The organism is Asticcacaulis benevestitus DSM 16100 = ATCC BAA-896, assembly GCF_000376105.1.
GTDB lineage: Bacteria > Pseudomonadota > Alphaproteobacteria > Caulobacterales > Caulobacteraceae > Asticcacaulis > Asticcacaulis benevestitus.
On record NZ_AQWM01000011.1, the window covers coordinates 19101 to 45156 of the forward strand.

The window sequence follows — 26056 nt, forward strand, 5'->3', positions numbered from 1 at the left end:
GTCCCCCCTCCCCGTAAACGGGGAGGGAAAAAACTTGAAACCCTCATGCGCACTTACCATCAATAAAACGCCTGCAACCCGGTCTGCGCACGACCCAGGATCAGAGCGTGGACGTCGTGCGTGCCTTCATAGGTATTGACCGACTCCAGGTTCTGAGCGTGGCGCATGACGTGGTATTCCTCATGGATGCCGTTGCCGCCGTGCATGTCACGCGCCTGACGGGCGATATCCAAAGCCTTGCCGCAGTTGTTACGCTTGATCAGCGAGATCATTTCCGGCTGCATCTTGCCGGCATCGAACAACTGCCCGACGCGCAGAGCGGCTTGCAGGCCCAGCGTAATCTCGGTCTGCATATCGGCCAGCTTCTTCTGGAAGAGTTGCATCTGCGCCAGAGGCTTGCCGAACTGTTTGCGATCAAGGCCATACTGGCGCGCACGGTGCCAGCAATCTTCGGCGGCGCCCATGGCGCCCCAGGCGATGCCGTAGCGGGCGCGGTTCAGGCAGCCGAACGGCCCCTTGAGACCCGCCACATTGGGCAGCAAGGCGTCTTCACCGACTTCGACACCGTCCATGACGATCTCGCCGGTGATCGAGGCGCGAAGCGACAGCTTGCCGTGGATCTTCGGCGCGGAAAGCCCCTTCATGCCCTTTTCCAGCACAAAGCCGCGGATGACGCCATCAAGCTTGGCCCACACCACGAAGACATCGGCGATCGGCGAGTTGGAAATCCACATCTTGGCGCCGGTCAGGCGATAGCCGCCCCCAGAACTTCCAGTGATCTTTTCCGCACGGGTGGTCATGGCGCCCGGATCTGAACCGGCGTCGGGTTCGGTCAGACCGAAGCAGCCAACCCATTCGCCGGAAGCCAGCTTGGGCAGATACTTCATACGCTGTTCTTCAGTGCCATAGGCATAGATCGGATACATAACCAGCGACGACTGAACGCTCATCATCGAGCGGTATCCCGAATCGACGCGCTCGACTTCACGCGCCACCAGACCATAGGCAACGTAAGTTGCACCGGCGCCGCCGTATTGTTCCGGCAGCGTCGCGCCGAGGAGCCCCAGTTCGCCCATCTCGTTGAAGATGTGGCGGTCGGTATATTCCTCGCCATAGGCCTTGAGCACGCGCGGCATCAGCGAGCCTTGCGCATAGTCGCGCGCCGCCTCCATGATCATCCGCTCGTCGTCGGTCAGTTGCTCGGTGAGCAGAAAGGGATCATTCCAGACAAAATCAGACATCAAACACCACGCCCTGAGCCAGCGGCAGCGAACTGCCAAAATTGATCGTGTTGGTGGTGCGGCGCATATAGGCGCGCCAGGCGTCGGAGCCCGATTCACGGCCGCCGCCGGTTTCCTTTTCGCCACCGAAGGCGCCGCCGATTTCAGCGCCGGATGTGCCGATATTGACATTGGCGATGCCGCAATCCGAACCGGCCGCCGACATGAAGAGTTCGGCTTCGCGGATATCGTTGGTGAAGATCGAGGAGGACAGGCCTGCGCCGACATCGTTCTGCATGGCGATAGCGTCCTTCACATCGGAATAGCGCAGGATGTAGAGGATCGGTGCGAAGGTTTCACGCAGCACCGGACCTTCGTGCCTGGCCATTTCAACGATGGCCGGGCGGACATAATAACTGTTATCGCCGCTGACCGTGACGCGCTCACCGCCGGTGACCACGCCGCCGGCCGCTTTCGCTTCATTCAGGGCCTTTTCAAAACCATCGAAGGCCAGTTTGTCGATCAGCGGGCCGACGAGCACGCCGTCTTCCATGGGGTTGCCGATCTTGACCGAGGCATAGGCCTTCTTGAGGCGCGGCACGAGCGTATCGTAGACGCTGTCGTGCACGAACAGGCGGCGCAGGGTGGTGCAGCGCTGGCCGGCGGTGCCCATGGCCGAGAAGGCGACGCCGCGCAAGGTCAGGTCGAGATCGGCGGTGGGGGAGACGATGGCAGCGTTGTTGCCGCCGAGTTCCAGGATCGAGCGGGCGAAGCGGGCGGCCAGCTTCGGACCGACGGCGCGGCCCATGGCGGTCGAGCCCGTGGCGGAAATCAGCGCGACCTTTTCGTGGTCGACCAGCACTTCGCCGATCTCGCGGGCGCCTATGATCAGGGCCGACAGGCCGGCCGGGGCGTCATAACCTTGATCGACATAGCGCTTGAGGGCGCGCTCGAACAGCGCGTGGCTGGCGAGGCCGGTGAGGGGGGATTTTTCCGATGGCTTCCAGACAATCGAGTCACCGCAAACGAGCGCCAGGGCCGCATTCCACGCCCAGACGGCGACGGGGAAGTTGAAGGCCGAGATGATGCCGACGACGCCAAGCGGCTGCCAGGTTTCCATCATGCGGTGGCTGCTACGCTCTGTGGCGATGGTGAGGCCGTAAAGCTGGCGGCTGAGACCAACTGCGAAGTCGCAGATATCGATCATTTCCTGCACTTCGCCGAGGCCTTCCGAGGTGACCTTGCCGACTTCGATGGAAACGAGCTTGCCGAGTTCGGCCTTGTGGGCGCGCAGTTCTTCACCGAAGAGACGGACCAGTTCGCCACGCTTCGGGGCGGGGATGACGCGCCAGTCGAGGAACGCCTTGTGTGCCGCATCGATGGCCTTCGTGGCGTCGGCGGTCGAGGTCTCGACAACCTTGGCGATGATGTCGCCGGTGACCGGCGAGGTTACGGCCAGCGTGCCGCCGGTATAGGTCTTGGCGTCGACGCCGAGGGTTGTCAGAAGCGAAGAGACATCTTCGGCAAAGCGTGTGGTTTCGGTGATCATGTTCGGTTCCTTAGAAACGTGAGTCTGTGAAGTGGACGGCCTGAGCGCCGACCTCGTAAAATACTTCTTTCAGCGCCCGCATCTTCGCCTCAGCGGGCGTGGTGACGGGCAGGGGCAGATCATCTTCGGTTTTCTCGCCGGCAATGAGCTCGGCAAGGGTGCGGCCCATGACCGTGCCCGGCGCTATGCCGCGACCATTATAACCGCAAATGCCGATGACGTTTGTCGCAAATTTATGGAAACGCGGCAGGTTGTCATCGGTCATGCCGATCTGGCCGTACCATTCCGCTTCGAATTTGACATGGCCTAGTTGCGGGAAAATCTTGTGCAGCGCGCGCAGAGCCCAGCCGCGATGGATGCCATGGCCCACACCGTTCAGCGCGCCGACGCTGCCGAAGATCAGGCGGCCATGCACATCCATGCGGAAGGACGACAGCACTTCCTTGGTATCCCATACGCCTTCATGGCCTGGCAGTATGGTGGCGCGCACATTATGGCTCAGGGGTTCGGTGGCGAAATTAAAGTAGGGCAGGTGAACCTGTTCGCGGCGGATGATCTCCCACGGGCCTTGCGTATAGGCGTCGGTGGCCATGATCACCCAATCGGCGGTGACCGAGCCTTGCGGCGTTTTTACCCGCCACTGTGCGCCATTGGGCGTCACGTCCAGCGCGGGCGAGCCGGTATAAAGCGTGGCACCTTCCGTATGCGCCGCCTTGGCCAGTCCGCGCACATAGGCCAGCGGCTGGATGGTGCCGGCGCGCAGATCGAGCAGGGCGCCGCTATAGGCGCGGGAGCCAACCTTTTGCGCGGTCTCTTCAGCCGACAGCAGACGCACCGGCGCACCACGCGCCTGCCATTGCTTTTCACGCTGTTGCAGTTCTTCCAGCCCCACCTGGCCGACGCCGCAATGCAGGGTGCCGTGCTTTTGCAATTGGCATTCGATGCCGTAGGTATCGACGATATCGAATACGGCGGAAGGGGCATCGCCGAGCAGTTTCAGCAGGCGGTCACCATGGACCTCGCCAAGCACGTTTGGCAGTTCATCGGGCATGACCCACATACCGGCATTGACCAGCCCGACATTTCGACCGGCACCGCCGAAGCCGATGTCATGCGCTTCCAGAACGACCGAGGCTATGCCCTTTTTCGCCAGATGCAGCGCCGCTGAATTGCCCGTATAGCCACCGCCGATGATGCACACCTGCGTCCGCACATCGCCGGTCAGCGCGGTCGTTACCGGCGCGGCGGGCGCGGTGGTTTCCCAGAGGCCGTGTGTTTTAAGATCGGCGCTGATAGTCTTGGGCATGTCATTCCGTATCTGTATGGACAATGGGCTTATACGCGCTAATATAAGTCTTATCCATTGCCATTTCGGCATTACATCATTCTCAAATGGAATGAAACCTGATGCTTGCCCCGCGTCGATTTTTACCACCGACCAGCCATCTACAGGCCTTTGAGGCGGCGGCGCGCACCGGCAGCATCACCGCGGCGGCGCGCGAACTGGCCCTGACGCAAAGCGCGGTCAGCCGCCAGATCAAGGCGCTGGAAGACCAGCTTGAGGTCGAACTGTTTATCCGTGAGCGGCAAACGATTCGTCTCACCCCCGGTGGGGAGGCCTATGCGCGCGAGGTGCGTGATGCGCTCAAGAAAATCAGCACGGCCTCGCTCAATCTGCGCGCCAATCCCTTTGGCGGTACGCTCAATCTCGCCGTCCTGCCGACCTTCGGTGCGCGCTGGCTGGCGCCACGCCTGCCGGCTTTCTTAAGCCAGCATCCGGGCACCACGCTCAACCTGATCACGCGCCTCAGCCTGTTCGACTTCCGTCAGGAAGCGATAGATGCCGCCATCCACCACGGCACCGGTGACTGGCCCGGCGCGCAGACGCAGATCCTGCGCGAAGAATATGTCGTGCCGGCATGCAGTCCGGCGCTGCTGGAGCGCTACCGTTTCGAGACGCCGACGGATATCCGCAAGGCGCCCTTGCTGCACATCACCACGCGGCCTGACGCCTGGGAGCGCTGGCTGCGCCAGAACGACGCGCCGGCCGAGCACGTGCAAGGGATGCTGTTCGACCAGTTCGCCACCATGGCGCAGATGGCGCGGGCCGGACTGGGTGTGGCGCTCTTGCCGGATTTCCTCATCGAAGAGGAACTGCGCACCGGCCAACTGGTGCGGGCGCTTGACCTGCAGATGAAGAACGCCGAAGCCTATTATCTCGCCTGGCCGGAAGACCGCGCCGACCATCCGCCGCTGATCGCCTTCCGCGACTGGCTCCTGACTGAAACCGATGTCGACATTTTATAGTCGCTCTTTCTTATCCAAAAAGTGGCGACCACTTTTTGGGAAAACGCTTTAGGATAAGACAATGCAAAACCTGACCGCGCACGACCTCATCGAACGTCTGCCCTATGCCTTGCTCACCAAGCAACTGCCGAAATTGCTGCAAGGCGAAACGACCTCGCCCCAGCGCCATGTCCACACGATGCAGAACGACGGTGAACCGGACGCTACCTTGCTGATGATGCCGGCGTGGAGCCAGGGCGTAGGGGGCGTCAAGATCGTCAACGTGACGCCCGGCAATGCGCGCCGCAATCTGTCGGCGGTGACAGCAAGTTATCTGTTGTTCGATGCGGTGACCGGCGAACACATGGCCCTGCTCGATGGCGGCGAACTGACGGCGCGGCGCACGGCGGCGGTAGCGGCGATCGCGGCGGACCGGCTGGCTGCAGACGGCGCCAAACACCTGCTGCTGGTCGGCTCGGGACGGATCGCTTCCGAACTGGCCTTCGCCTACCGCGCGGTGCGCGAGATCGAAACGGTTCAGGTTTTCAGCCCGACGACGGCCAATGCCGAAAAGCTGGTCTCCGCACTTAAGGCGGGTGGCTTTCACGCCGAGGTGTGCCACAATCTGGCCGAGGGGGTCGCGAAAGCCGATATCATTGCCTGCGCCACGCTTTCCCAGGAGCCGCTGATCAAGGGGGAATGGCTGCACGCAGGCCAGCATGTGGCGCTGATCGGAGGCTATCTGAAAGACATGCGCGAGGCCGATGACGCCGCCATGACGCGCGCGGACATCTGGGTCGATACCTATGCGGCCATGAGCGAAGCCGGCGACCTGACCCAGCCGATAGCGGCAGGCTTGCTGCACCATGAGATGATCAGGGGCACCCTGTCGGATCTGTTCGCCAGTGGACCGATCGAAGGTCTTGCAGACAAAATCACGCTGTTCAAGAGCGTGGGGGATGCCGCGCAGGATCTGGCGGCGGCATCGCTGGCTGTAGGTTAGACGGTTTATCTGTGGATCACTTGAGCTTTGTGCGTCGCGCGCACTGAAGAAGATGATCTAGGCTTGGCGCCAATCGAGCACGATCTTGCCCGATTGACCGGCCCGCATGATATCGAAGCCCTGCTGGAACTCAGATGCCGGCAGGCGATGCGTGATGATGCGTTCCAGCGGGAAGCCCGCCTCGATCAGACCCAGCATCTTGCGCCAGGTCTCGAACATCTCGCGACCATAAACGCCGCGTACGGTCAGGGCCTTCATGATGATGTCGTTCCAGTTCACCGTGCTCTCGCCAGCGGGAATGCCGAGCAGGGTCAAGGCGCCGCCCATGCGCAGGTGTTCGATGGCCTGCGGAATGGCGGGCTTGGCGCCGCTCATCTCCATGCAGACATCGTAGCCGTTGGCGATACCGAGCTCATGCCGGACATCGTTCAGGTCTTCCTTTGACACATCCACCGTGCGGATATCGGCAACCTTTGCTGCCAGGTCGAGGCGATAGGGATTGATGTCCGTGAGTGTCACGCTGCGCGCGCCGATGAAGCGCGCCACAGCGGCCGCCATGATGCCGATGGGGCCAGCGCCTGTCACCAGCACATTGGCGCCGACCATATCGGTTTGCTGCACGGTATGGACCGCATTGCCGAACGGATCGAGCACCGCGCCCAGTTCGTTGCTAACGCGCTCGGGCAGGGGCACAACATTGAAGGCCGGCAGGGCCAGATATTGCGCAAAAGCGCCGGGGCGATTGACGCCGATGCCTTGCGTTTCCGGATCGAGATGGAAGTGGCCGGCGCGGGCGGCATCGCTATCCATATTGATAACGTGGCCCTCGCCGGAGACGCGCTGTCCGACCTTTAACGGACGGCTGACGCGCGCGCCGATAGCGACAATCTCGCCGGCAAATTCATGGCCAACCACCATCGGCACCGGAATGGTTTTTTGCGCCCATTGATCCCAGTTATAGATATGGACATCCGTGCCGCAGATGGCGGTGTGGGTGATGCGGATCAGCACATCGTCCGGACCGCAATCGGGCACCGGCGCGGTGGTCTGCCAGATGCCGGGCTCGGCCTTGAGCTTGGCCAGAGCGGTCATGGTGGCGGGCAAGGTCTTGGCGGAGATGACAGGGCGCAGATCGTCCATCAGATCACCCCCAGTTCGCGGCCAGCCTTGGTGAAGGCAGCGATCGCTGTGTCAATCTGCGCGAAGGTGTGCGCGGCGGAAATCTGCGTGCGGATGCGCGCCTGACCTTCCGGCACAACCGGGAAGGAGAAGCCGATGACGTAGATGCCCTCTTCGAGCAAACGGGCGGCCATGGCCTGCGCCAGCTTGGCATCGTGCAGCATGACCGGGATGATCGGGTGCGAACCCGGTAGCAGATTGAATCCTGCCGCCGTTAGGCCGGCACGAAAACGCTCGGCGCTTTGCGTCAGTTGGGCGCGCAGGTGATCGCCGGTTTCGGCCAGTTCAATGGCCTTCAGGCTGGAGGCGGTGATCGAAGGCGCCAGGGCGTTGGAGAAGAGGTAGGGACGGGCGCGTTGACGTAGGAGGTCTATGACCGTCTTCTTCGCTGCTATATAACCGCCCATCGCACCGCCGAGCGCCTTGCCGAAGGTGCCCGTCAGGATGTCGACGTTCACGCCGGCGCGGGCAGGGGTGCCGGCGCCCTTGGGGCCGGTAAAGCCGGTGGCGTGGCAATCATCGACCATCACCAGCGCATCGTATTGCTCCGCCAGTTTGGCTATGCCTTCCAGGGGAGCGTAGTAGCCGTCCATGGAAAACACGCCGTCGGTGGCGATCAGGATGGTGCGCGCGCCGTTATCACGAGCGGCCTTGAGCTGGGTTTCCAGATCGGTCAGGTCGGCGTTCTTGAATCGGTACTTTTTCGCCTTGCACAAACGCACGCCGTCTATGATCGAAGCGTGGTTCAGGCTGTCGGAAACAATGGCGTCCTCGTCGGTGAGCAGCGGCTCGAACACACCGCCATTGGCGTCGAAGCACGCGGCGAAAAGGATGGCGTCCTCCATGCCGACGTAAGACGCGATCTTCGCTTCCAGTTGCTTGTGCAGGGTTTGCGTGCCGCAGATGAAGCGCACGCTGGCCATGCCGGCGCCATATTGCAGCAGGGCGGCGCGACCGGCTTCGATGACGTCGGGATGATCGGCCAGGCCGAGATAATTGTTGGCGCAGAAATTGATGACCTCGCGGCCGTCCTCCAGTCGAAGTGCCGGGCGTTGCGGTGAGGCGATAACGTGTTCCGGCTTTTTCAGCCCGCGCGATTCGATGTCGGCAAGGGTGGTTTCCACCCGTTCGTAAAAGGCTGTGCGCATGTGACCTTCGCTCTCAATTCCATTATATTGCATTTTTGTACAATATAATGCGAGCGGGTTCAAACGCAATTTCCATTATAAAGCCGAAAAATCTACTATAGTGGAGTTTTTGCGATGGGGATTATCCCGGTAGCACCACCAGCAAGGCTTCCAGCTTTTCGTTTCCGGTATTGCTGATGCTGTGCGGCACATCGGCGCGATAGCGCACCGTACTGCCGGCCAGCGCCTTTTGCTGCGCTTCGGCGGCGATGACGAGCGCTTCGCCGGAGAGGATGGACAGGTGCTCACGGCTGCCCGAAGCGTGGGGCTGCGAGGTCAGCGAGGCGCCGGGTTCGATCTCCAGACGATACCATTCCATATCGCCTGTGGTTTCCGGCGGGCTCAGGATCTGGAGCACGCAATGGCCGTCCGCCGAATGGATGCGCGGCGTATTGTGCGCTTCCACCAGTTCAATCGCCTGTTCGCTTGCGTCGGCCGCTTCGCCGATCAGCGTGGCGATATCGATGCCGAGCGCCTGCGTCAGCGCCCACAAGGTGGCGAAGGTGGGATTGGCCAGGCCGCGCTCAACCTGGCTCAGCATCGAGCGCGAAATCTTCGACCGGCCGGCCATGTCATCGAGGGAAAGGCCCTGCTGTTTACGCAGGGCCTGCAAACGAGAGCCTATTTCGGGGGCTTTTCTGATCTTGTCCATGCGCCTTTTCTAAGCGCAAAACGGCGATCTTACCAGCGCGGATCGGACTCATGTGGCGGGATCTGCATCTCGTGCAGCAGAAGGGCGACGTGCTCGCTGTCATGACCCTTGCGGCCCAGCATGACCGAGCGCTGCGGCTTTGGTGGTGTCAGGCCGGCCTCGTGCAACACGGCACTGACGCGGTTGTCGAACTCAGCCCGCAGGGCGGCCTTGCTAATGGAAATGCCTTTCTGCAGCAAGACCTCATCGACTTCGTCCATCATGAAAAGCTCGTCGACGAAATGCGACATGTAGTCCATGCTTTTGACCAAGCGTTGATGGCTGAGGCAGGACGAATCCCCGAGGCGAATCATCCAGTCGCGGGCGAAATCGACATGGTAACTGACATCGCGCACGCTCTTTTCAACGATATCGGCCAGCCCTTTGTGCGAAGAGCCCGTCAGGGCCTCTAGGAACAGATACTGGTAATTGGAGAAGAGGAACTGACGCGCCAGGGTCTGGGCGAAATCGCCATTGGCCTGTTCGACCAGCAGGCAGTTGCGAAAATCGTGCGGGTCGCGGTGGAAGGCCAGGGCATCGGCGTCGCGTCCCTGCGGATCGTTCTTTGCCGCCAGTTCTAGCCAGAAGGTAGCTTGGCCCACCAGGTCAAGCGCAAGGCTCGACAGGCCAAGATCGACCTCAAGGCTGGGGGCGTGGCCGCACCAGGCGCTCAGGCGTTTGCCGAGGATCAGGGCGTCATCGCCGAGACGGAGGCTGTAATCGAAGATGGGATCTCTCATATTCCCTGTACCTTTTTCTTTGCGTTTAAAGGATGGAAACGCGCCCCTACCGCAACAAACGAAAGATGCTGCACCGGATGGCGGCGCAGCATCTTGAATCGATTTCGGGGTAAAAACCGCTTGGCGACGTCCGTCTGGCGGACAGCCTGCCGGCGCGACGTGGCGATCGTTCCAGCGTTGTGAATCGGCAAAGCAAACATATGTGCGGTTCTGTGGCGTTTTCTCTTATCGTTGAAAGTACACTACAAAAAAGTCGACGCAGGGTCAATTTCAAAAACTGACACTTATGTCAAATTTATATAATATCGCGCAATTTGGGATAATTTCTTACCATTTCGACGGTATTTGCAAATTTATGCTGCAACTATTGTGCGGCCGGGTTCAGCGACTCGTAAACGGCATTGAGCAGGCTGCTGGGGCCGGGCTGATCGGCGGTCAGTTCCCAGATCATGATACCTGCGCCATGCTTACGCGCCAGTTCCGCCTTGGCGCGCAAGGTCGGGCGGCCATTATAGGTGACGTAATCGCAACCGGGGCAGCGCGTGCCGAGCACGTCATTTTCCGCAACCGCCTCGCCGTGTTCGGACAGCAGGCCTTTGTAATCGTGAAAACCGAGCTTGTAACTGCCGAAAGCGTGACCATAGAAGGGAACGCCCAGCACGATTTGCGCCTTTGTGGCGCCGCGTTTTTGCCAGATGGCGATATCGTCCTTCGCCATTTGCAGGCTGGAATGCTCATCGCCTGGCTTGCCCCACGTCGGGCCGATACCATCGTATGACATGATGTTCACATAGTCGAAATAGGGCACGGACGACACCGGCACCATACCACCTTCGCCGGAAGCCGTGGCGCAGGTCAGGAGTTTGCCGCGCTTCTTCATGGCGGCGCTCAGTTCCTGAATGAAGGGGGTATATTCACCGGCCTTGTCGATCGCGGCCAATACAGCCCATTCTAGATCGACATCGAGGCCGTCGAGGCCGGTATCATCGAGGAACTGGACGAGATTTTGCACCAGCGTGGCGCGATTGGCCGGATCAAGCAGGGTGGGCCAATCGCCAGAACATTTCGGGATAGTGCCACCGCCGAGCGAGATCAGCACCTTGACGCCAGCCTTGTGGGCGCGATCGATCACAGCCTGCACATCGCCGACCGACATGGGTGCGCCGCCATCCGTATCCATGCAGGTCATCAGACCATCCTTGGCAACGGCGCCGGCCGCATCCGGATTGACAAAGGAGAGGTTGATATGGGTGACCTTGCTGAGGTCGACATTCTCCATATGCGCCAGCATCGGCCCTTTGAACGCGGGGATATAGCCGATGACGACGGGCTTTGGCGCCGGCTTGGCCATGACGGGCGCGGCGAGCAGGGCAGCAGACAGACACAGGGCTGCAAGGGCAATAAGGCGTTTCATGATGGCGTCTCCTCTTATATCTGCTCAAATTGGCACTCTCTTTGGTCCTTATCAATAAGACCAATTTTATTTTTCCCACAGGTTGAGAAGGGCATCTGAAAAGGCTATCCAAAGAACAGATATTCTCCGGACGAGGTGCGCCGTACCCGGTTACGACAAGACGACGCCAAAACTGGAGTCGAGCCATGTTCAAAAATCCGAAACTATGGGCGATCATCGCCATCTTGATAGCGATTGTGTCGGTGCAGCTTGGCGCCACGCTCAGCAAGAACGTCTTTCCGCTGGTCGGTTCCGAAGGCACGACGGCGCTGCGCCAGTTCTTTGCCACGGTCGCGCTTTTGATCGTTTTCCAGCCATGGCGGGGCGGACCTGAGCGCAAGCACTGGCCGGTGCTGGCGCTTTATGGCGCCATACTCGGCATCATGAACCTGGTGTTTTACGCCTCGATTGACCGCATTCCGTTGGGAATTGCCGTGGCGCTGGAATTTTCCGGCCCGCTGGCCGTGGCGATTTTCGGTTCACGCAAATGGAGCGATTTCATCTGGGTGGGCTGCGCCGTGGCCGGCCTGTTGATCCTGTTACCATGGGGGGAGAGCAAGGGCGCGCTTGATCCGCTCGGCGTGGTCTACGCTCTGATCGCTGGCGTGCTGTGGGGGCTTTATATCATTGTCGGACAAAAGGTCGGCGACCGTGTGCATGGTGGCAAGGCGGTGGCGCTCGGCATGGCGTTTTCGACGATTTTCACGGTGCCGATTGGCGTGGCTTTTGCGGGTGCTGCCTTGTGGTCGCCTACCATCCTGCTCTACGGCGTCGGCATCGGCATTCTGGCCAGCGCCATCCCTTATTCGCTGGAAATGATCGCGCTGAAGGCCATGCCCGCCAAGACTTTTGGCCTCATGATGAGCTTGGAGCCGGCTGTGGCATCGCTGCTGGGGCTGGTTATCCTGCACGAACTGTTGACGCCCTTGCAATGGCTGGCGATAGCGCTGGTGATTGTCGCGTCAGCGGGTTCCAGCCTGACGGCGAAGCGTGGATCGAACGACGCCACGGCTTAGTAAATCTCTTCCCCTGTAAAGCGGAGGAGGTGCGGCCGTGGTTTCGCCGGAGGGCATAACTGATTGCGGGGCTGCCCCCTCCGTCAGCGACACCAGCCCTACGGGCTTCGCGCTGACACCTCCCCCGAACGCTTCGCTACAGGGGAGGAGGAAGTTTACTAAGCCGTGACGATCTCCCCGTCTTCAATACGTACTGGCCATGGCGTCAATGACTGACCGGCGCACGGACCGCCGATGCAGCGGCCGGAGGCGATCTGGAACAGGGCGCCGTGCCAACTGCATGAGATCAAATCGGCCTGCGGTGTCAGATAGTCGTCGAGCTCCTGTGCCAGCGGCAATCCGGCGTGCGGGCAGCGGTCGACATAGCCGTAATAATCATTTGCCTTGCGCACAACAAAGCCGTGGAAGTGCGCTTCGCCAATCTGCAGCACGAAATTGCGAGCGGCCTTATCAGCGATCAGATCCGCCGGCCCCAGTTTAACGCCGGCGGGGGTGGCGAAAACACGTTCAATTTTAGTCAAGAGTTGGCAATCATAGTCAAGGGTTGGCAATCGTGATCAGTGGTTGGAATCCACCGTATCGGCATCAGGCTGATGACGCGGATGCGCGCGCACAAACGCCGGATGGTCGTCGCAGCGTTCATTGACGGCGCGAATATTGGGATACGGATCGAGGCTGACACCGAAGCGCTGGGCGGAGAAGACCTGCGGCACCAGGTAGCAGTCGGCCAGGGTCGGTTCGCTGCCGAAGCTATAGCCCTTGCCGTGCTGACCGACCAGGGTTTCCAGCGCCGTGAAACCTTCGGCGATCCAGCCCTTGGCCCACATCTTCGTCTGGGTTTCGTCGGCCTGCCAGTCGTTCTTCAGTTCGCGCAGCACACGCAGATTGTTAAGCGGGTGGATATCGCAGGCGATCAGTGCTGCCATGGCCCTGACCGCGGCGCGATCGGCGGCGGCTGGCGGCAAGAGCGGTGGCTCCGGGCAGGTCTCTTCCAGCCATTCCATAATGGCCGAACTCTGCGTCAGCACGTGGCCACCGATATCGAGCGCCGGCACCAGGCCTTGCGGATTGAGTGCCTTGTAGGCCGGGTCATGGTGCGCGTTGCTACGCAGGTCGTGGCTATGCGATTCGTAGGATAGTCCCTTGAGATTCAGGGCGATGCGAACGCGGTAGGCAGCGCTGGAGCGCCAGTAGTCGTGCAACTTGAGCATGATCCTCGCCTTTGTTCTTATCTGGCAGGCGCTATGTGCCCGCGGCAGTCCCCGAATCCGATGCTGACAAAACCGTCAGCCTCAGCGCGTGCCCTCAAGATAAGCTCATCATGGTCTTCAAGAAAGGTGCGCGACTCGTTTGATGGCAGGATCACGGGCTTTTTACCGCCTTCGGACAATTCGAGCAGGCTGCCGGCGCTGTCGGGTGTGGGCCCTGAGATCGTGCCAGTGCCGAGCAGATCACCGGTTTGCAGGTTGCAGCCATTGCTGGTGTGATGCGTGACCAGTTGTGCCGGCGTCCAGTACATATGGCGCGCCTCGCTTTGGCTCAAAGTATAGGGCGGCAGGTTTTGCGCTCGCATGGCTTCGGTCTGGATCAGAACGTCCAGCTTGAGCCCAAGCGCGCCCGTGGCCTGATCGGCCTCGTCCCACAGATAGGGCAGGGGCTTGGGATCACCTTCCGGGCGTGGTTGTTGCGCCTGACGGAAGGGCGCCATGGCCTCCGGCGTGATGATCCACGGCGAGATCGTGGTCATGAAGTTCTTGGCGAGGAAGGGACCGAGTGGCTGGTATTCCCAGGCCTGAAAATCACGCGCCGACCAGTCGTTGAGCAGGCAATAGCCCGCGATATGGTGCGCAGCATCGCCGATATCGACAGGCGTGCCAAGATCATTACCCTGACCGATCCAGACTCCAAGTTCGAGCTCAAAATCAAGTCGCTTGCTGGGTCCGAAGGATGGGGCTTCAACATCCGGTGCTTTGGTCTGGCCCTTGGGGCGGATAACCGTTGCGTCGGTCGGGCGGATCGAGGAGGCGCGGCCATGATAGCCAATCGGCACGTGCTTGTAGTTGGGCAACAAGGGGTTATCTGGCCGGAACAGCTTGCCGACCGTCACCGCATGATGGATGCCGGCGTAGAAGTCAGAATAGTCGCCAATGTGCGTCGGCAGATGCAGGGTGCAGTCGGTGGCGCTATGCAGATAGGGTTCGGCGGAATCGGCATGGCGCGGATCGCGAAGCAATTGCGACATCTGCTGGCGCAGGCTTTTGCGTAAAGCCGGCGTGGCGAGAACCTGATCCAGGGTGACGCTGTCCTGCCGCAGGCCGGCCGCCACCAGCGTCTGTAACTCGATGATCTCATTACCGATGGCGACACCGGTGCGCGGCACTTCATTGGCAGGGCTGAACAGGCCAAACGGCAGGTTCTGGATCGGAAAATCCCTATGCCCGTTGGCGCTGGCCACCCATGAGGTCAGTTTCGGATCGTGTGTCGCGTCTATCATTCTGGCTCCAGCGCTTGCGGCGCGTAGGGTTTAAGTGATCCACAGATAAGCCAGATAAGCACAGATATTGCGTTTCGCGCGGGCAGTTTTGAGGGTTCGCTATCTCTATGAACCATCTGTGCCTATCTGGTTTATCTGTGGATAAACCTTCTTACTTTACTGGCAATTCGGCCTTTTTGAAATTATCCCAGCAGTGGTCGTAATCGCTCTGCAACAGCGGTGTTTCCATCGCATGCGTGGTGGGGGTGAGGGGCAGACGGGTCTCGAACATAAAGGCCATGGTGGCATCAATCCTGTGCGGTTTCAGATCCGCAGCCACGGCGGCTTCATAACTGGCCTTATCAGGACCGTGACCGTTCATGCAGTTGTGCAAGGAGGCTCCGCCGGCCGCGAAGTTGTTTCCATCGTCTTTGGCGGCCTTGGCGTCATAGGTGCCGGTGATTAGACCCATGAATTCGCTCATGATATTACGGTGGAACCACGGCGGACGAAAGGTGTGTTCGGCCACCATCCAGCGCGGTGGGAAGATGACGAAATCGGCATTGGCCGTACTGGGTGTTTCAGAAGGCGAGGTCAGGACCGTGAAGATCGACGGATCGGGATGATCGAAACTGACCGTGTTGATGGTGTTAAAGCGCCTGAGATCATAACGATAGGGTGCCAGATTGCCGTGCCAGGCCACGACATCGAGCGGTGAATGGTCGATCCGCGTCGTCCATAGCCTGCCGGCGTATTTTTGCAGCAGTTCATAATCGCCGTCGATATCCTCGAAAGCGGCGACCGGCGTCTCGAAATCGCGTGGGTTGGCCAGTCCGTTGGCGCCGATCGGGCCCAGATCGGGCAGGCGGAAAGGATGGCCGTAGTTTTCCAGAATATAGCCCGTGGCATGGCCTTCAGGCAGGGCAACGCGAAACTTCACGCCACGCGGAATGACGGCGATCTGGAGCGGTTCGATTTTCAGCACGCCCATCTCTGTGAAGATGACCAGCCGACCTGATTGCGGCACGATCAGCCATTCACCATCTGCATTGAAGAAGGCGCGGTCCATCGAACGGTTGGCGGCATAGAGATGGATGGCCACGCCGGTCTGGGCCGTGGCATCGCCATTTCCGGCGTAGGTCATCAGGCCGTCGATGAAATCGGTGGGCGCAGTGGGCGCGGTCAGCGGTGACCAGCGCAGACGGTTGGGCGTCGGCGCGGCGAAGGTGGGGGCGTCACGATAGGGGATGAAAGGCGCATGGCTGGCTGACGGGCGCAGACGGTAGAGCCACGAACGCCGGTTGTCACTGCGGGGCGCGGTGAAGGCCGAGCCGGAAAGCTGTTCGGCATAGAGCCCGAAAGGCACGGCCTGTGGCGAGTTTTGCCCGATCGGCAAGGCGCCGGGTACAGCCTCGGTGGAGACATGGTTGGCGAAGCCGGTCACGTATGCAGGGTTTTCTGTCATTGTTGTCTCCCTGTAGAAGCAAGAAACCCCACCACCATTGCTGCTCAATGGTCCCCCTCCCCGACAAGCGGGGAGGTACAGATATTCCTGCGTCTTAAGTCCTAAGCTACCTTGATAACCCCGCGACGGATCTGATCAAGCTCAATCGATTCAAACAGCGCCTGGAAATTGCCATTGCCAAAGCCCTGATTGCCCTTGCGCTGGATAACTTCGAAGAAGATCGGCCCGAAAGTGTTCTCGGTAAAGATCTGCAGCAAAATGCCTTCGCTCTCGACATCGCCATCGATCAGGATGCGGTTGGCCTTCAGGCGTTGCAGATCCTCGCCGTGGCCAGGCACGCGCTTATCGACCAGATCATAATAGGTCTCGATCGTATCCTGAAGCTTCACGCCGCGGGCGCCCAGCATTTCAACCGTCGCGTAGATGTTGTCGGTGGTCAGCGCGATATGCTGGATGCCCTCGCCCTTATACTGGCGCAGGTATTCCTCGATCTGACTGGTGTCGTCCTGGCTCTCATTGAGTGGGATGCGAATGGCGCCATCGGGCGCGATCATGGCTTGCGAGAACAGGCCGGTCGCTTGTCCCTTGATGTTAAAATACTTCTGCTCTTCAAAGCCGAAAATCTGGGCGTAGAAGCTCGACCAGGTACGCATCTGGCCACGCGCCACATTATGCGTCAGGTGATCAACCACTTGGAAACCAACGCTATTGGCGGCCTCTGCCTCTGCTGCGCCTTCGATAGCGATCCAGTTGCTATAAGGATCGCGGTCGATGAGATAGAGCAGCGATCCGCCGATGCCTTGCAGCACATAGCTGCCGACACCGAGCGCGCCTTGACCGGCATCGTAGGCGATGGCGCCGCTTTTCAGCGCCAGATCATAGGCTTTCGCGGCATCGGCGACGCGGAACCCCATGCCATTGGCTGAAGGGCCATGGTGCGCGGCAAATTCTTTCGCTTGCGGACTGGCTGCGTTGTTGATCAGAAAGTCGATCGTGCCCTGCTTGTAGCGCACGATGTCGCGCTCAGGGTGACGCGAAGCGGCGACGAATCCCATCATCTCCAGTTGACGTGCCATGGCGGTGGTGTCGGGGCCTGTGAACTCGACAAACGCGAAACCATTGAGGCCTAAAGGATTATCGTTCATGTTGGGCTCCTTGCAGATAGGGTTTCAGCGCAGCGGCGAAGCGCGGCAGGTTGCCCGCTTGCAGGCCGGCGATGTTCATGCGGCCGTTTTCCACCATGTAGATGCCATGCTTAACGCGCAGGTCGGCCACGGCTTCGCGGTTTAAGGGCAAGAGTGCGAACATGCCGCTTTGCTGCGCCACCGATGCCAGTTGCGGCACGGCTTTCGCCAGTTCGGCACGCATGGAGTTGAGGCGGGTACGCATCTGTTCAAGCTCAGTCAGCCAGATCTGTGTCAGGTCGGTCGAATCGAGGATGGTGCGCACAACCGCGGCGCCGTGATCGGGCGGCATCGACCACATGGCGCGCGCGATCAGGATCAGATTACCACGCGCACGCAGGGCGGCGGTGGCGCTGTCGGCCTTGACCCACAAGGCGCCGATGCGCTCGCGGTAAAGGCCGAAATTCTTGGAACAAGACGCGGCGATGATGGCTTCCGGTACGCTGTCGAGCAGGGTGCGCATGGCGGCGGCGTCGGCCTCCATACCATGCCCCAAGCCCTGATAGGCGATGTCGATCAGCGGGATCAGGCCCTTCCGGTTGACCAGTTCGCCGATAGTGCGCCACTGAGCGGGTGTGAAGTCCGCGCCGGTCGGGTTATGGCAGCAGGCGTGCAGCAACACCACGTCGCCCGTGCGGGCGCTTTCCAGTGCGGTCATCATTTCATCGAACAGCACGGACTGCGTGGCCTGATCGAAGAACGGGTGTTCAAGGATGTGCAGACCGGCGGAACGGATCAGGGCGTGGTGATTGATCCAGGTCGGTGTACCCAACCAGACGCGCGCTTCCGGATTGGCCTTGTGGATCAGTTCGGCCGCCAGGCGCAGGGCGCCCGTACCGCCGGGCGTCTGCACGCCACAATAGCGGTTGACCTCAGCCCCGCCCAAAACCCGTTGCGCCAGCAGATTGATAAAGTGGGCGTCGCCCTCAGCGGCCAGATAGGCCTTGCTGGTTTGAGTCTCGATCAGGTTGCGTTCGGCCATCTTGGCGGCTTGCATAACCGGCGTGCAGCCGTTGTCATCGCCATACACGCCAATGCCGAGATCAATTTTGTCCGACCGCGGATCGTTGCGCAGCAAATGCAGCAAGGTCAGCATGGCGTCGAGTGGCTGATCATCAAGCGCATCGAAAAGATGGGGGCGGGCCAGCAGATGGGAAGGCATGATGGTTTCCAATGTTATGATATCTAATGAAACTATATGCCTGTAATCGTGCACTTTCAATTCGAATTTCGCCATTATCGCGGAAAATAATGCCTTTAGGTATGGCGATCCGACGATAGACGACAAAGCCTTTTTCGTCTGGATAGCTGATCCTTGCCAAGGTGGCGCTTCCGGAGCATGGTGACGCTAGCGGCCCCGAACTGTGTCAACAAGCGGGCCTGTTCCGGGAGAGAGTATGAAAAACGCCTTTGTCACGCTTGCCGCCATCTGCGCCTTAAGTGCGTTTCCCGTATTCGCCGAAGGGCCGAAAGGGTTCGATGTCGCCATCACGGTCGATGACCTGCCGGCGCATGGTGCGGTGCCGCTGGGCATCAACCGGGTCGATGTAGCGCGCGACTATCTGGCGGCGCTCAAGGCGCATGAGGTGCCGGGTGTCTACGGTTTTATCAACGCCATCCATATCAAGGCAGATCCGTCGAGCGCCGAGGTGCTGAAGATGTGGCGCGCGGCGGGTTATCCGCTCGGCAATCACGGCTATAGCCATATGAACATCAATGCCGGCGGGCTTGAGGCCTTCGAAGGCGACCTGATCGGCAATGAGCCCGTCCTGGCCGAGTTGATGAAGGGTGAAGACTGGCGTGTGCTGCGCTTTCCGTTCCTCAATGCCGGCACAGATCCGGCGCTGCACAGCGGCATCATGGCCTGGCTGAAAACGCACAACTACCGTATCGCCGATGTCACCATGAGCTTTAACGACTGGGCCTATACCGATACCTATGCGCGCTGCATGGCAAAGGGCGATGCGGTGACGATTGAGGCGATGAAAGCGCAATATATGTTGGGCGTGAAGGCCTCCATTGCGCGGGGTCTGAGCGGTTCGGAAAAGGTTTACGGCCGCCAGATTCCGCACGTCCTGCTGATCCACGAAGGTGCCTTCACCGCGCTTATGCTGCCGCAGGTGCTCGATACGTTCGAGAAGGCGGGCGCGCATTTCGTTACGCTCGATCAGGCGCAGAGCGATCCGGCCTATAGCGCGCCGAGCGAGCACCGGGGCGAGCAATTACTGATTGAGCGCACGGCGAAAGAAAAAGGTATCGACATCTGGAAGGATGCCCCCGCCGATGTCGATATCTCCAATCTCGCCAAGCTTTGCGTTTAGAAAGCTTCGGAAACGATCTCGCTGTCACCTGAGAACCAGGCGCGCTTCATGCCTTGCGAGCGGAAGGGGGCAATGACCTCGCCCTTGGCATTGAGGGCGATCAGGCCGCCTTCGCCACCCATATCGACGATTTGCTGCAAGATGGCGTCGGCGGCTTCGCCGAGCGCTTGCCCGCCGGCGTGGCGGAAGGCCAGTTGCGCTGACGCGTTGACGCGGATGAAGTATTCGCCTTGACCGGTGCAGGACACAGCGGTCTGGCCATCGGCCCAGGTGCCGGCACCGATGATCGGCGTGTCGCCGACGCGACCGGGCAGTTTACCGAAGACGCCGGCGGTTGAGGTGGCGGCGGCGAGGTGGCCGTAGCTGTCGAGACAGACACAGCCGACCGTGCCGTGGGCCAAAGAACTTGAATCAAGCGTGCCGGGCGGGTGGTTGGATTCAAAGCGTCCGGCGCGGGTGAAATACTCGGCCTCGTCGGCGATGGGCTCAAAACCCTGCTCGTGAGCGAAAAGGCTTGCGCCATCGCCGGCCAGCATGACATGCGGGGTCTTTTCCATAACGGCGCGCGCCACCAGAACCGGATTGGCGAAACCTTGCAGGGCGGTGACCGCGCCGCAAGCGCGGTCGGCGCCATTCATCAGGCTGGCGTCGAGTTCATAGAAACCGGCAGCATTGGGCGAGGCGCCTTTGCCCGCGACATAGAGGCCGGAATCCTCAAGCTGGCGGACCACTTCGGTGACGACATCGAAGGCTTTCGCACCATTAAGCAGGCTGTCACGGGCGAATTGGGCGATCTCGCGCATATTGTCGATTTCGGTGGAATAGTCGCGGCCGGCCTTGGCGCCGGCACCGCCATGAAGGGCGAGAGCGATCATCGGTAGTCTCCGTTAGGTTTGCCACCGGCTATGCCGCGAGGAGACTTTTGATGCAAGAGAAGAAAGGTGATCCACAGATTACACAGATTAAGGTTGGCGCACTTGCGCGCCAACCTTGCTCGGAAACACATCGCGAAGGCGTCAGGGACGCAACAGCGCGAACGCGCCTCTTAATCTGTGTAATCTGTGGATCAACCTTTCTTAATCCGCCGCGTGCGTGACCGGGCCGGTGACCAGGGTCTTGCGGCACAGCCAGACGGCCGGGATCAACAGGATGATGACAATCGACGAGATACGGAACAGATCGACCGTAGACAGGAGGAAGGCCTGAGAAGATACCTGCCGCATGATCACGCTGGTGCTCTGAGCGGTGGAAAGCCCGAACTCCTGCGCCTGACGCATGGCGTTGACGAAGGCCGGATCGGTCATGCCCATAATCTCAGCCAGACGGGTCTGGTGCTGGCTTTCGCTGCGCTCCCAAATAGTGGTCACCAGCGAAGCGGCGAACGAACCGGCGATGATACGAGCGAAGTTCGACAGGCCGGAGGCGGCCGGCACGCGCTCAGGTGCAATGCCATTCAGGCCGATGCTGATAAAGGAGATGAAGAAGAAGCTCATTGCTGCGCCCATGACGAGGGTGGGCAGCATCAGTTGGAAGAAGCTGGCCTCGGTGGTGTAGAGCGAGCGCATGAAGAAGGACAGCGCGAACAGCACCAGCGATGCCGTGCCGAGGATGCGCGCGTCATAACGGTTGAGCATCCGCGCGGCAAACGGCGTCAGGATGACGGCGATGATGCCCGAAGGCGCGGCCACCAGACCGGCCCAGGTGGCGATATAGCCCATATTGGTTTGCAGCCATAAAGGCATCAAGAGGTTGGCGCCGAAGAAGATGGCGTAGGCGATACAGAGCACCAGCGTACCGAAGGCGAAATTGCGCGTCTTGAAGAAGCTTAAGTCCACCATCGGGTTCTTGTCGTTCAGTTCCCAGATCACCCAGGCGATGAAGGCGACGATGGCGACAATGGTTTCGACCACGATGGCCGGCGAGTTGAACCAGTCGACGTCCTTGCCGGTGTCGAGCATGACCTGCAGGGCGCCGACCCAGATGACAAGCAGGGCAAAGCCGGTGCGATCGATCGGGCGCTGATAGGTCGGAGTTTCGCGTGAAGCCATGCCGCGCCAGCAGAAGAAGGCGCAGAACGCGCCGACCGGCAGGTTGATGAAGAAGATCCACGGCCAGGTGAAGTTATCGGAGATATAGCCCCCCAAAATCGGCCCGCAGATCGGGGCGACGAGGGTGGTCATCGACCAGATCGCCAGGGCTGTGCCGCGTTTATTGGGCGGGAAGATCATCATCAGCAGGGCTTGGCTGCCGGGGATCATCGGGCCAGAGACCGCGCCCTGCAGGATGCGGAAGAAGATCAGCGAGTCGATGTTCCAGGCGATGCCGCACAGGAAGGAGGCGATGGTGAACAGAAGCACCGAGGCGGTGAAGGTCTTCACCACGCCGTAGCGCCCCATCAGCCAGCCGGTGAGGGGCACGGAGATGCCGTTGGATACGGCGAACGAGGTGATGACCCAGGTGCCTTGCGAGGTCGAGACGCCGAGATCGCCGGCGATGGTCGGCACCGACACGTTCGCGATCGTGCCGTCGAGCACCTGCATGAAGGTGCCGAGCGCCAGCGCCAGAGCGGTGATGGCCAGCAGGCCGCCGGTCATCGGGGCGGGAAAGGCGGGGGCACCCGTAGCGGGCGCAGCGGAGGAGGACATGGTGGAGCCTCTAAAAAGAAGAGCGGCCCCTCACCCCAACCCTCTCCCCGTAAACGGGGCGAGGGGGCCTGACGGCACTAATAGCCCCCTCTCCCTGCGAGAGCGGGGAGAGGGTTGGGGTGAGGGGCATTCAACCGTACTGACTTACTTACGTGTATCGATTTCGGCATCCATCGAGAGGCCAACGCGCAAGGGGTGCGCGACCAGTTCCTTCGGATCGAGGTCGATGCGGACAGGCAGGCGCTGGACCACCTTGATCCAGTTGCCCGAAGCGTTCTGGGCCGGGATCAGCGAGAAGGCCGAACCCGTACCGCCGGAAATACCGCGGACCGTGCCGTGATAGGTGACGCTCTTGCCATACAGGTCGGAATGCAGCTCAACCGTCTGGCCGGGAACGACCTTCTTGAGCTGGCCTTCCTTGAAGTTGGCGTCGACATAGGCGCGTGCGGTTGGCACGACGGTCATTAGCGGTGTGCCGACGGCGACCTGTTGGCCGACCTGGACAGCCTTCCTGGCGACAATGCCATCGGTGGGTGCGCGCACTACGGTGCGTTCGAGCGCCAGATTGGCGGCGTCGAGTTTGGCCTGGGCTGCCAGTACTTCAGGGTTCTGGTCAGCGCTGGCGCCGGTGAACTGCGCCGCATTGGTGGCGCGCTGGCCGCCCGCGGCCTGAACGCCGGCCACGGCCGAGGCGTGGTTGGCGACGGCGGTGTTGTAGACAGCCTGGGCCTGGGTATAGGCGTTCTGGGCTGTGGTAAGTTCTTCCTGCGACACGGCGCCGGATTGAGCCAGGTTTTGTCGGCGGGTCAGTTCGGTCTTGGCGTTATCGAGCCCCGATTGCGCCGAAGCGATCATGGCGGTGGCGCGGGCCACCTCGGCCTGACTGGCGCCGACCTGACCGGCGAGGGCTTCATCGCTGGCGTAATAGCCTTGCACATGGCGCTGCGCCAAAGCGAGGGCGGCCTTGGCCTGGGCAACGGCGATCTTCGCGTCAGCGTCATCAATGGTGAGCAGCACGTCGCCGGCCTTCACCACCTGTGTTTCCGAGACGACGATCGTGGCCACCGGTCCGGAGACCAGAGCATTGACCTGCGCCGTATCGGTGCCGACATAGGCATTGTCGGTCGAGACGTAATGCGAGGCGACGAGGCCATAATAGGCGCTATAGGCGACCGCGCCGATGACGACGGCGATGCCGAGATAGGTCAGCAGGCGTTTGCGATTGGCGTCGCCGGCGGCGTTGGCCACGGGCTTGGGGGCGGAAGACTGAACCTTGTCAGTGGCTTGGGCTGTATCGGGCATGTGCAAATCTCTGTTTTTAAGAGCTTAATTCGTGGAGGTGTCGGTATTGCCCGCATAGGTCCCGCCAAGGGACTTGATCAGGGCGACGTCAAGGGTCAGGGCGCGGCTGCGCAGGTCGGCGACGACACGGCGCTGGTTGAGCAGGCTTTGCTCGGCCACCAGCAGGGTGGTGTAATCCGACAGGCCGCCATCATAGCGCAGCTTCGACAGGCTGTAGGCCTTTTCGTAAGCGGTCAGGGCTTGCTCGGAATTGTCGAGCCTTGATTTCAGCGCCTTCTGGCTGGTCAGGGTGTCGGCCACCTGTTGCATGGCGACGAGGACATCCTGATTGTAGCTGGCAATGGCCAGGGCGTGTTCGGATTCGGCCGATTTGAGATTGGCCTTCAGCGCGCCGCCATCGAAAAGGGGCAGGCTGATGGCCGGGCCGACCTGGCCGATATCGGAGCCGGAAGAGAATAGATTGTTAAGACCCAAGGCCTGCGCACCGACATAGGCGGCCAGGTTGATATTGGGGTAGAAGGCGGCATGGGCCTGCTTGATGTGGGCCGAAGCGGCCTCGGCGCGCCAGCGGGCCGCGATCACGTCAGGACGGCGGCCGATCAGGTTGAGATCGATGCGCTCCGGCACGGCGCCGAAGGCCTGAGCGTTGGCGGCGAGGGCCGGGCGCTTGAGCGTGGCGGCGAAATCGGGTGCGGCGCCGGTCAGCATGGCGATCAGGTGCTTGTTGAGGTCGATCTGCTCATCCAGCGCGTCGAGATCGGCCTGCGCGGCATAGATGCCGGCCCTAGCCTGTTCGTTCTGGGCCTGGTTGCTGACACCGTTATCGAGCTTTTGCTGCACCAGATGTGCGCTGTCCTGACGGATGGCGACGGCACGCTCGGCCAGATCGCGTTCCTGATACAGGCGGTCAAGCTCGATATAGGCATTGGCGATGGCAGTGGAAATCACCAGTCGGGCCTGGGCGGCATCGGCGGCGGCGGCCTGAGCGTTGGTGCTGGCGGCGGCGACGGCGGCGCGGTTTTTACCCCAGAAATCCAGTTCCCAGTTGAAGCTCAGCGTGGCCTGGCCGTAGTCCTGATAGCCCTGCGGCACGGCTTCCTTGGGGAAGAGGTAGTTGTAGCTCTGCTTGCCTTCATAGGCGGTGGCGTTGAGCCCGACCTGCGGAGCGCTGCTGGCACGGTATTGCGACACGGCGGCCTGGGCTTGATTGAGGCGGGCCTCGGCCATGGCCAAAGATGGCGAATTGTTGAAAGCCTGAGTGAGCAGGGTCTGTAACTGGGCGTCGCCTAGCCCTTTCCACCATAATTCTCCGTTCACGGAATCGATGGGGTTGACCTTCTTGGCCTGGCTGGGCTCAGATGCGAACGGCGCACTCTGCGGGATCGTGGTGCAGGCGCTCAAGGCAACGGCCGCCAGCAAGGCGGCGATGGCGACTGCGCTGCGTGGCTTCAACGAGGAGGAGGAACGGTCATGTGTCATTATACGTCTCTGAATACGTCTTTAGGGGGGAGGCCCTTGAAATAACCGTACGGTATGGTCATTTCTTGTGGACACATAGTCCCATACGCTGTATCTGTCAACTGACCATACAGTACGGTTCTTAATTTTTTCCGCAGTGCAAAACGAGAGGTTACAGGCGTACAGACCATGGATACCAAGCTTACCAAGACGATTGACAGCAAGGGCCGCATGAGCGGCGAGGACCGCCGCGAAGCGATTCTCGATGTTGCTTCTGAGATATTCCTGACCGAAGGCTATGCCAGCGCGTCGATGTCCTCGATCGCGGCCAGGCTCGGTGGCTCAAAGGGTACGCTCTATAACTATTTCAAGAGCAAGGAAGAGCTGTTTCTGGCCTATGTGCAGCGCACGTGCGCCCTGCATCGTGGTAATATTGCCGACTTGCTGATCGGGGACGGCGATGCCCGCACCTTATTGACCGCTTTTGGCAAGGGCTACCTGCGCGCCTTTACCGCCGAACAGGTCTTGCAAAACTGGCGTGTCATTTCGGCGGAGAGCTCCAAATCGCCCGAGATTGGCCGCGAGTTCTATGAAAGCGGCCCTATGCAGGGGGCGCGTATGCTGGCCAATTATATGCAAAAGGCCAAGGATCGCGGTGAACTGACCATGCCGGACGTTATGGTGGCGGCGCATCAGTTCACCTCTTTGATCCATGGCCGCATGATCAAGGCGCGCCTGCTCAACTTTATACCAGTGCCGACGGATGCCGAGATCGCGGCCGAGGTTGACGCTGCGATCTTTGTCTTCTTCGCCGCTTACGGTGCGAAGGCTTAGAGCGCTTTCCGAAAAGTGTGACGCACTTTTTGGATAAAAAAGTGCATCAA

The 26056-nt window shown here is 60.6% G+C and carries 24 protein-coding genes and 1 riboswitch; of the genes, 5 read left to right on the forward strand and 19 right to left on the reverse strand.

The features are described 5' to 3' along the window. Nucleotides 1-59: 59 nt before the first annotated feature. Genes B060_RS0112600 through B060_RS0112610 form a run of 3 tightly spaced genes read right to left on the reverse strand, consistent with a single transcriptional unit; the run spans nt 60 to nt 4075 of the window. Nucleotides 60-1241, reverse strand: a complete 1182-nt coding sequence (locus B060_RS0112600) for an acyl-CoA dehydrogenase (protein ID WP_018082150.1) — start codon at nt 1239-1241, stop codon at nt 60-62. Further along, nucleotides 1234-2769 carry an L-piperidine-6-carboxylate dehydrogenase gene (amaB, locus tag B060_RS0112605; protein WP_018082151.1) on the reverse strand — a complete coding sequence of 512 codons (1536 nt, stop codon included), beginning with the start codon at nt 2767-2769 and terminating at the stop codon, nt 1234-1236. Before amaB ends, B060_RS0112600 begins: the two co-directional genes overlap by 8 nt. 10 nt (nt 2770-2779) lie before the next feature. Continuing rightward, nucleotides 2780-4075 carry an NAD(P)/FAD-dependent oxidoreductase gene (locus B060_RS0112610; protein ID WP_018082152.1) on the reverse strand — a complete coding sequence of 432 codons (1296 nt, stop codon included), beginning with the start codon at nt 4073-4075 and terminating at the stop codon, nt 2780-2782. Between the two features lie 101 nt (nt 4076-4176). Here B060_RS0112610 and B060_RS0112615 point away from each other — a divergent pair, with 101 nt between their 5' ends. Both B060_RS0112615 and lhpI read left to right on the forward strand, forming a co-directional pair. After that, a complete protein-coding gene (locus B060_RS0112615; protein WP_018082153.1) occupies nt 4177-5076 on the forward strand; it encodes a LysR family transcriptional regulator in 900 nt (299 codons plus the stop codon). A gap of 61 nt (nt 5077-5137) precedes the next feature. Continuing rightward, nucleotides 5138-6058 carry a bifunctional Delta(1)-pyrroline-2-carboxylate/Delta(1)-piperideine-2-carboxylate reductase gene (gene lhpI / locus B060_RS24440; RefSeq protein WP_018082154.1) on the forward strand — a complete coding sequence of 307 codons (921 nt, stop codon included), beginning with the start codon at nt 5138-5140 and terminating at the stop codon, nt 6056-6058. A 57-nt stretch (nt 6059-6115) separates the two neighbouring features. Here the strand turns inward: lhpI and tdh are convergent, their stop codons facing one another. From tdh to B060_RS0112650, 6 genes are all read right to left on the reverse strand, one after another. Further along, nucleotides 6116-7198 carry an L-threonine 3-dehydrogenase gene (tdh, locus tag B060_RS0112625; protein WP_018082155.1) on the reverse strand — a complete coding sequence of 361 codons (1083 nt, stop codon included), beginning with the start codon at nt 7196-7198 and terminating at the stop codon, nt 6116-6118. Beyond that, nucleotides 7198-8385, reverse strand: coding sequence for a glycine C-acetyltransferase (locus B060_RS0112630; protein ID WP_018082156.1), 1188 nt, complete (start codon nt 8383-8385; stop codon nt 7198-7200). Before B060_RS0112630 ends, tdh begins: the two co-directional genes overlap by 1 nt. Before the next feature lie 121 nt (nt 8386-8506). Then, a complete protein-coding gene (locus B060_RS0112635; RefSeq protein WP_018082157.1) occupies nt 8507-9076 on the reverse strand; it encodes an XRE family transcriptional regulator in 570 nt (189 codons plus the stop codon). Between the two features lie 29 nt (nt 9077-9105). Next, entirely contained in the window at nt 9106-9855 is a 750-nt protein-coding gene (gene paaC, locus B060_RS0112640; RefSeq protein WP_018082158.1) for a 1,2-phenylacetyl-CoA epoxidase subunit PaaC, read from the reverse strand. Continuing rightward, complete coding sequence (locus tag B060_RS0112645; protein ID WP_018082159.1) at nt 9852-10055, reverse strand: hypothetical protein; 204 nt, start codon at nt 10053-10055, stop codon at nt 9852-9854. Before B060_RS0112645 ends, paaC begins: the two co-directional genes overlap by 4 nt. A gap of 164 nt (nt 10056-10219) precedes the next feature. Beyond that, nucleotides 10220-11269 carry a glycosyl hydrolase family 18 protein gene (locus tag B060_RS0112650; protein ID WP_018082160.1) on the reverse strand — a complete coding sequence of 350 codons (1050 nt, stop codon included), beginning with the start codon at nt 11267-11269 and terminating at the stop codon, nt 10220-10222. A gap of 107 nt (nt 11270-11376) precedes the next feature. After that, nucleotides 11377-11439, forward strand: a riboswitch (guanidine-III (ykkC-III) riboswitch). Between the two features lie 15 nt (nt 11440-11454). On the opposite strand from B060_RS0112650, the gene B060_RS0112655 reads away from it, so the two are divergent. Next, nucleotides 11455-12324, forward strand: coding sequence for an EamA family transporter (locus B060_RS0112655; RefSeq protein ID WP_018082161.1), 870 nt, complete (start codon nt 11455-11457; stop codon nt 12322-12324). Nucleotides 12325-12482: 158 nt separating this feature from the next. Here B060_RS0112655 and B060_RS0112660 read toward each other — a convergent pair whose 3' ends face one another. The 6 genes from B060_RS0112660 to B060_RS0112685 form a co-directional block, all read right to left on the reverse strand. Beyond that, entirely contained in the window at nt 12483-12845 is a 363-nt protein-coding gene (locus B060_RS0112660) for a Rieske (2Fe-2S) protein (RefSeq protein WP_026172801.1), read from the reverse strand. Between the two features lie 36 nt (nt 12846-12881). Beyond that, nucleotides 12882-13535, reverse strand: a complete 654-nt coding sequence (maiA, locus tag B060_RS0112665) for a maleylacetoacetate isomerase (RefSeq protein WP_018082163.1) — start codon at nt 13533-13535, stop codon at nt 12882-12884. Between the two features lie 17 nt (nt 13536-13552). Further along, a complete protein-coding gene (gene fahA, locus B060_RS0112670) occupies nt 13553-14818 on the reverse strand; it encodes a fumarylacetoacetase (RefSeq protein ID WP_018082164.1) in 1266 nt (421 codons plus the stop codon). 151 nt (nt 14819-14969) lie between these two features. Further along, nucleotides 14970-16262, reverse strand: coding sequence for a homogentisate 1,2-dioxygenase (gene hmgA / locus B060_RS0112675; protein WP_018082165.1), 1293 nt, complete (start codon nt 16260-16262; stop codon nt 14970-14972). Between the two features lie 101 nt (nt 16263-16363). Further along, nucleotides 16364-17407 (reverse strand): 4-hydroxyphenylpyruvate dioxygenase, encoded by a 1044-nt coding sequence (hppD, locus tag B060_RS0112680; RefSeq protein WP_018082166.1) that lies wholly within the window; start codon nt 17405-17407, stop codon nt 16364-16366. Further along, complete coding sequence (locus B060_RS0112685) at nt 17397-18608, reverse strand: amino acid aminotransferase (RefSeq protein WP_031220149.1); 1212 nt, start codon at nt 18606-18608, stop codon at nt 17397-17399. Before B060_RS0112685 ends, hppD begins: the two co-directional genes overlap by 11 nt. A gap of 235 nt (nt 18609-18843) precedes the next feature. Here B060_RS0112685 and B060_RS0112690 point away from each other — a divergent pair, with 235 nt between their 5' ends. Beyond that, on the forward strand, nt 18844-19767 hold the full coding sequence (locus B060_RS0112690; protein WP_018082168.1) for a polysaccharide deacetylase family protein: 924 nt from the start codon (nt 18844-18846) through the stop codon (nt 19765-19767). Here B060_RS0112690 and B060_RS0112695 read toward each other — a convergent pair. From B060_RS0112695 to B060_RS0112710, 4 genes are all read right to left on the reverse strand, one after another. Next, nucleotides 19764-20642: an isoaspartyl peptidase/L-asparaginase family protein gene (locus B060_RS0112695; RefSeq protein ID WP_018082169.1), complete on the reverse strand. Its 879-nt coding sequence runs from the start codon at nt 20640-20642 to the stop codon at nt 19764-19766. The two genes, B060_RS0112690 and B060_RS0112695, sit on opposite strands and share 4 nt — an antisense overlap. 201 nt (nt 20643-20843) lie before the next feature. Beyond that, nucleotides 20844-22412 (reverse strand): DHA2 family efflux MFS transporter permease subunit, encoded by a 1569-nt coding sequence (locus B060_RS0112700; protein ID WP_026172803.1) that lies wholly within the window; start codon nt 22410-22412, stop codon nt 20844-20846. A 144-nt stretch (nt 22413-22556) separates the two neighbouring features. After that, on the reverse strand, nt 22557-23714 hold the full coding sequence (locus B060_RS0112705) for an HlyD family efflux transporter periplasmic adaptor subunit (protein WP_018082171.1): 1158 nt from the start codon (nt 23712-23714) through the stop codon (nt 22557-22559). A 24-nt stretch (nt 23715-23738) separates the two neighbouring features. Beyond that, on the reverse strand, nt 23739-25193 hold the full coding sequence (locus B060_RS0112710; protein WP_018082172.1) for an efflux transporter outer membrane subunit: 1455 nt from the start codon (nt 25191-25193) through the stop codon (nt 23739-23741). A 168-nt stretch (nt 25194-25361) separates the two neighbouring features. Here B060_RS0112710 and B060_RS0112715 point away from each other — a divergent pair, with 168 nt between their 5' ends. Then, nucleotides 25362-26006 carry a TetR/AcrR family transcriptional regulator gene (locus B060_RS0112715; RefSeq protein WP_018082173.1) on the forward strand — a complete coding sequence of 215 codons (645 nt, stop codon included), beginning with the start codon at nt 25362-25364 and terminating at the stop codon, nt 26004-26006. The last annotated feature ends 50 nt before the right edge of the window (nt 26007-26056 follow it).

Bases quoted from the DNA above. Each gene is read 5' to 3' on its own strand.
- B060_RS0112600 (WP_018082150.1), bottom strand. From the start codon at position 1,241: ATGTCTGATTTTGTCTGGAATGATCCCTTTCTGCTCACCGAGCAACTG.
- amaB (WP_018082151.1), bottom strand. From the start codon at position 2,769: ATGATCACCGAAACCACACGCTTTGCCGAAGATGTCTCTTCGCTTCTG.
- B060_RS0112610 (WP_018082152.1), bottom strand. From the start codon at position 4,075: ATGCCCAAGACTATCAGCGCCGATCTTAAAACACACGGCCTCTGGGAA.
- B060_RS0112615 (WP_018082153.1), top strand. From the start codon at position 4,177: ATGCTTGCCCCGCGTCGATTTTTACCACCGACCAGCCATCTACAGGCC.
- lhpI (WP_018082154.1), top strand. From the start codon at position 5,138: ATGCAAAACCTGACCGCGCACGACCTCATCGAACGTCTGCCCTATGCC.
- tdh (WP_018082155.1), bottom strand. From the start codon at position 7,198: ATGGACGATCTGCGCCCTGTCATCTCCGCCAAGACCTTGCCCGCCACC.
- B060_RS0112630 (WP_018082156.1), bottom strand. From the start codon at position 8,385: ATGCGCACAGCCTTTTACGAACGGGTGGAAACCACCCTTGCCGACATC.
- B060_RS0112635 (WP_018082157.1), bottom strand. From the start codon at position 9,076: ATGGACAAGATCAGAAAAGCCCCCGAAATAGGCTCTCGTTTGCAGGCC.
- paaC (WP_018082158.1), bottom strand. From the start codon at position 9,855: ATGAGAGATCCCATCTTCGATTACAGCCTCCGTCTCGGCGATGACGCC.
- B060_RS0112645 (WP_018082159.1), bottom strand. From the start codon at position 10,055: ATGTTTGCTTTGCCGATTCACAACGCTGGAACGATCGCCACGTCGCGC.
- B060_RS0112650 (WP_018082160.1), bottom strand. From the start codon at position 11,269: ATGAAACGCCTTATTGCCCTTGCAGCCCTGTGTCTGTCTGCTGCCCTG.
- B060_RS0112655 (WP_018082161.1), top strand. From the start codon at position 11,455: ATGTTCAAAAATCCGAAACTATGGGCGATCATCGCCATCTTGATAGCG.
- maiA (WP_018082163.1), bottom strand. From the start codon at position 13,535: ATGCTCAAGTTGCACGACTACTGGCGCTCCAGCGCTGCCTACCGCGTT.
- fahA (WP_018082164.1), bottom strand. From the start codon at position 14,818: ATGATAGACGCGACACACGATCCGAAACTGACCTCATGGGTGGCCAGC.
- hmgA (WP_018082165.1), bottom strand. From the start codon at position 16,262: ATGACAGAAAACCCTGCATACGTGACCGGCTTCGCCAACCATGTCTCC.
- hppD (WP_018082166.1), bottom strand. From the start codon at position 17,407: ATGAACGATAATCCTTTAGGCCTCAATGGTTTCGCGTTTGTCGAGTTC.
- B060_RS0112685 (WP_031220149.1), bottom strand. From the start codon at position 18,608: ATGCCTTCCCATCTGCTGGCCCGCCCCCATCTTTTCGATGCGCTTGAT.
- B060_RS0112690 (WP_018082168.1), top strand. From the start codon at position 18,844: ATGAAAAACGCCTTTGTCACGCTTGCCGCCATCTGCGCCTTAAGTGCG.
- B060_RS0112695 (WP_018082169.1), bottom strand. From the start codon at position 20,642: ATGATCGCTCTCGCCCTTCATGGCGGTGCCGGCGCCAAGGCCGGCCGC.
- B060_RS0112700 (WP_026172803.1), bottom strand. From the start codon at position 22,412: ATGTCCTCCTCCGCTGCGCCCGCTACGGGTGCCCCCGCCTTTCCCGCC.
- B060_RS0112705 (WP_018082171.1), bottom strand. From the start codon at position 23,714: ATGCCCGATACAGCCCAAGCCACTGACAAGGTTCAGTCTTCCGCCCCC.
- B060_RS0112710 (WP_018082172.1), bottom strand. From the start codon at position 25,193: ATGACACATGACCGTTCCTCCTCCTCGTTGAAGCCACGCAGCGCAGTC.
- B060_RS0112715 (WP_018082173.1), top strand. From the start codon at position 25,362: ATGGATACCAAGCTTACCAAGACGATTGACAGCAAGGGCCGCATGAGC.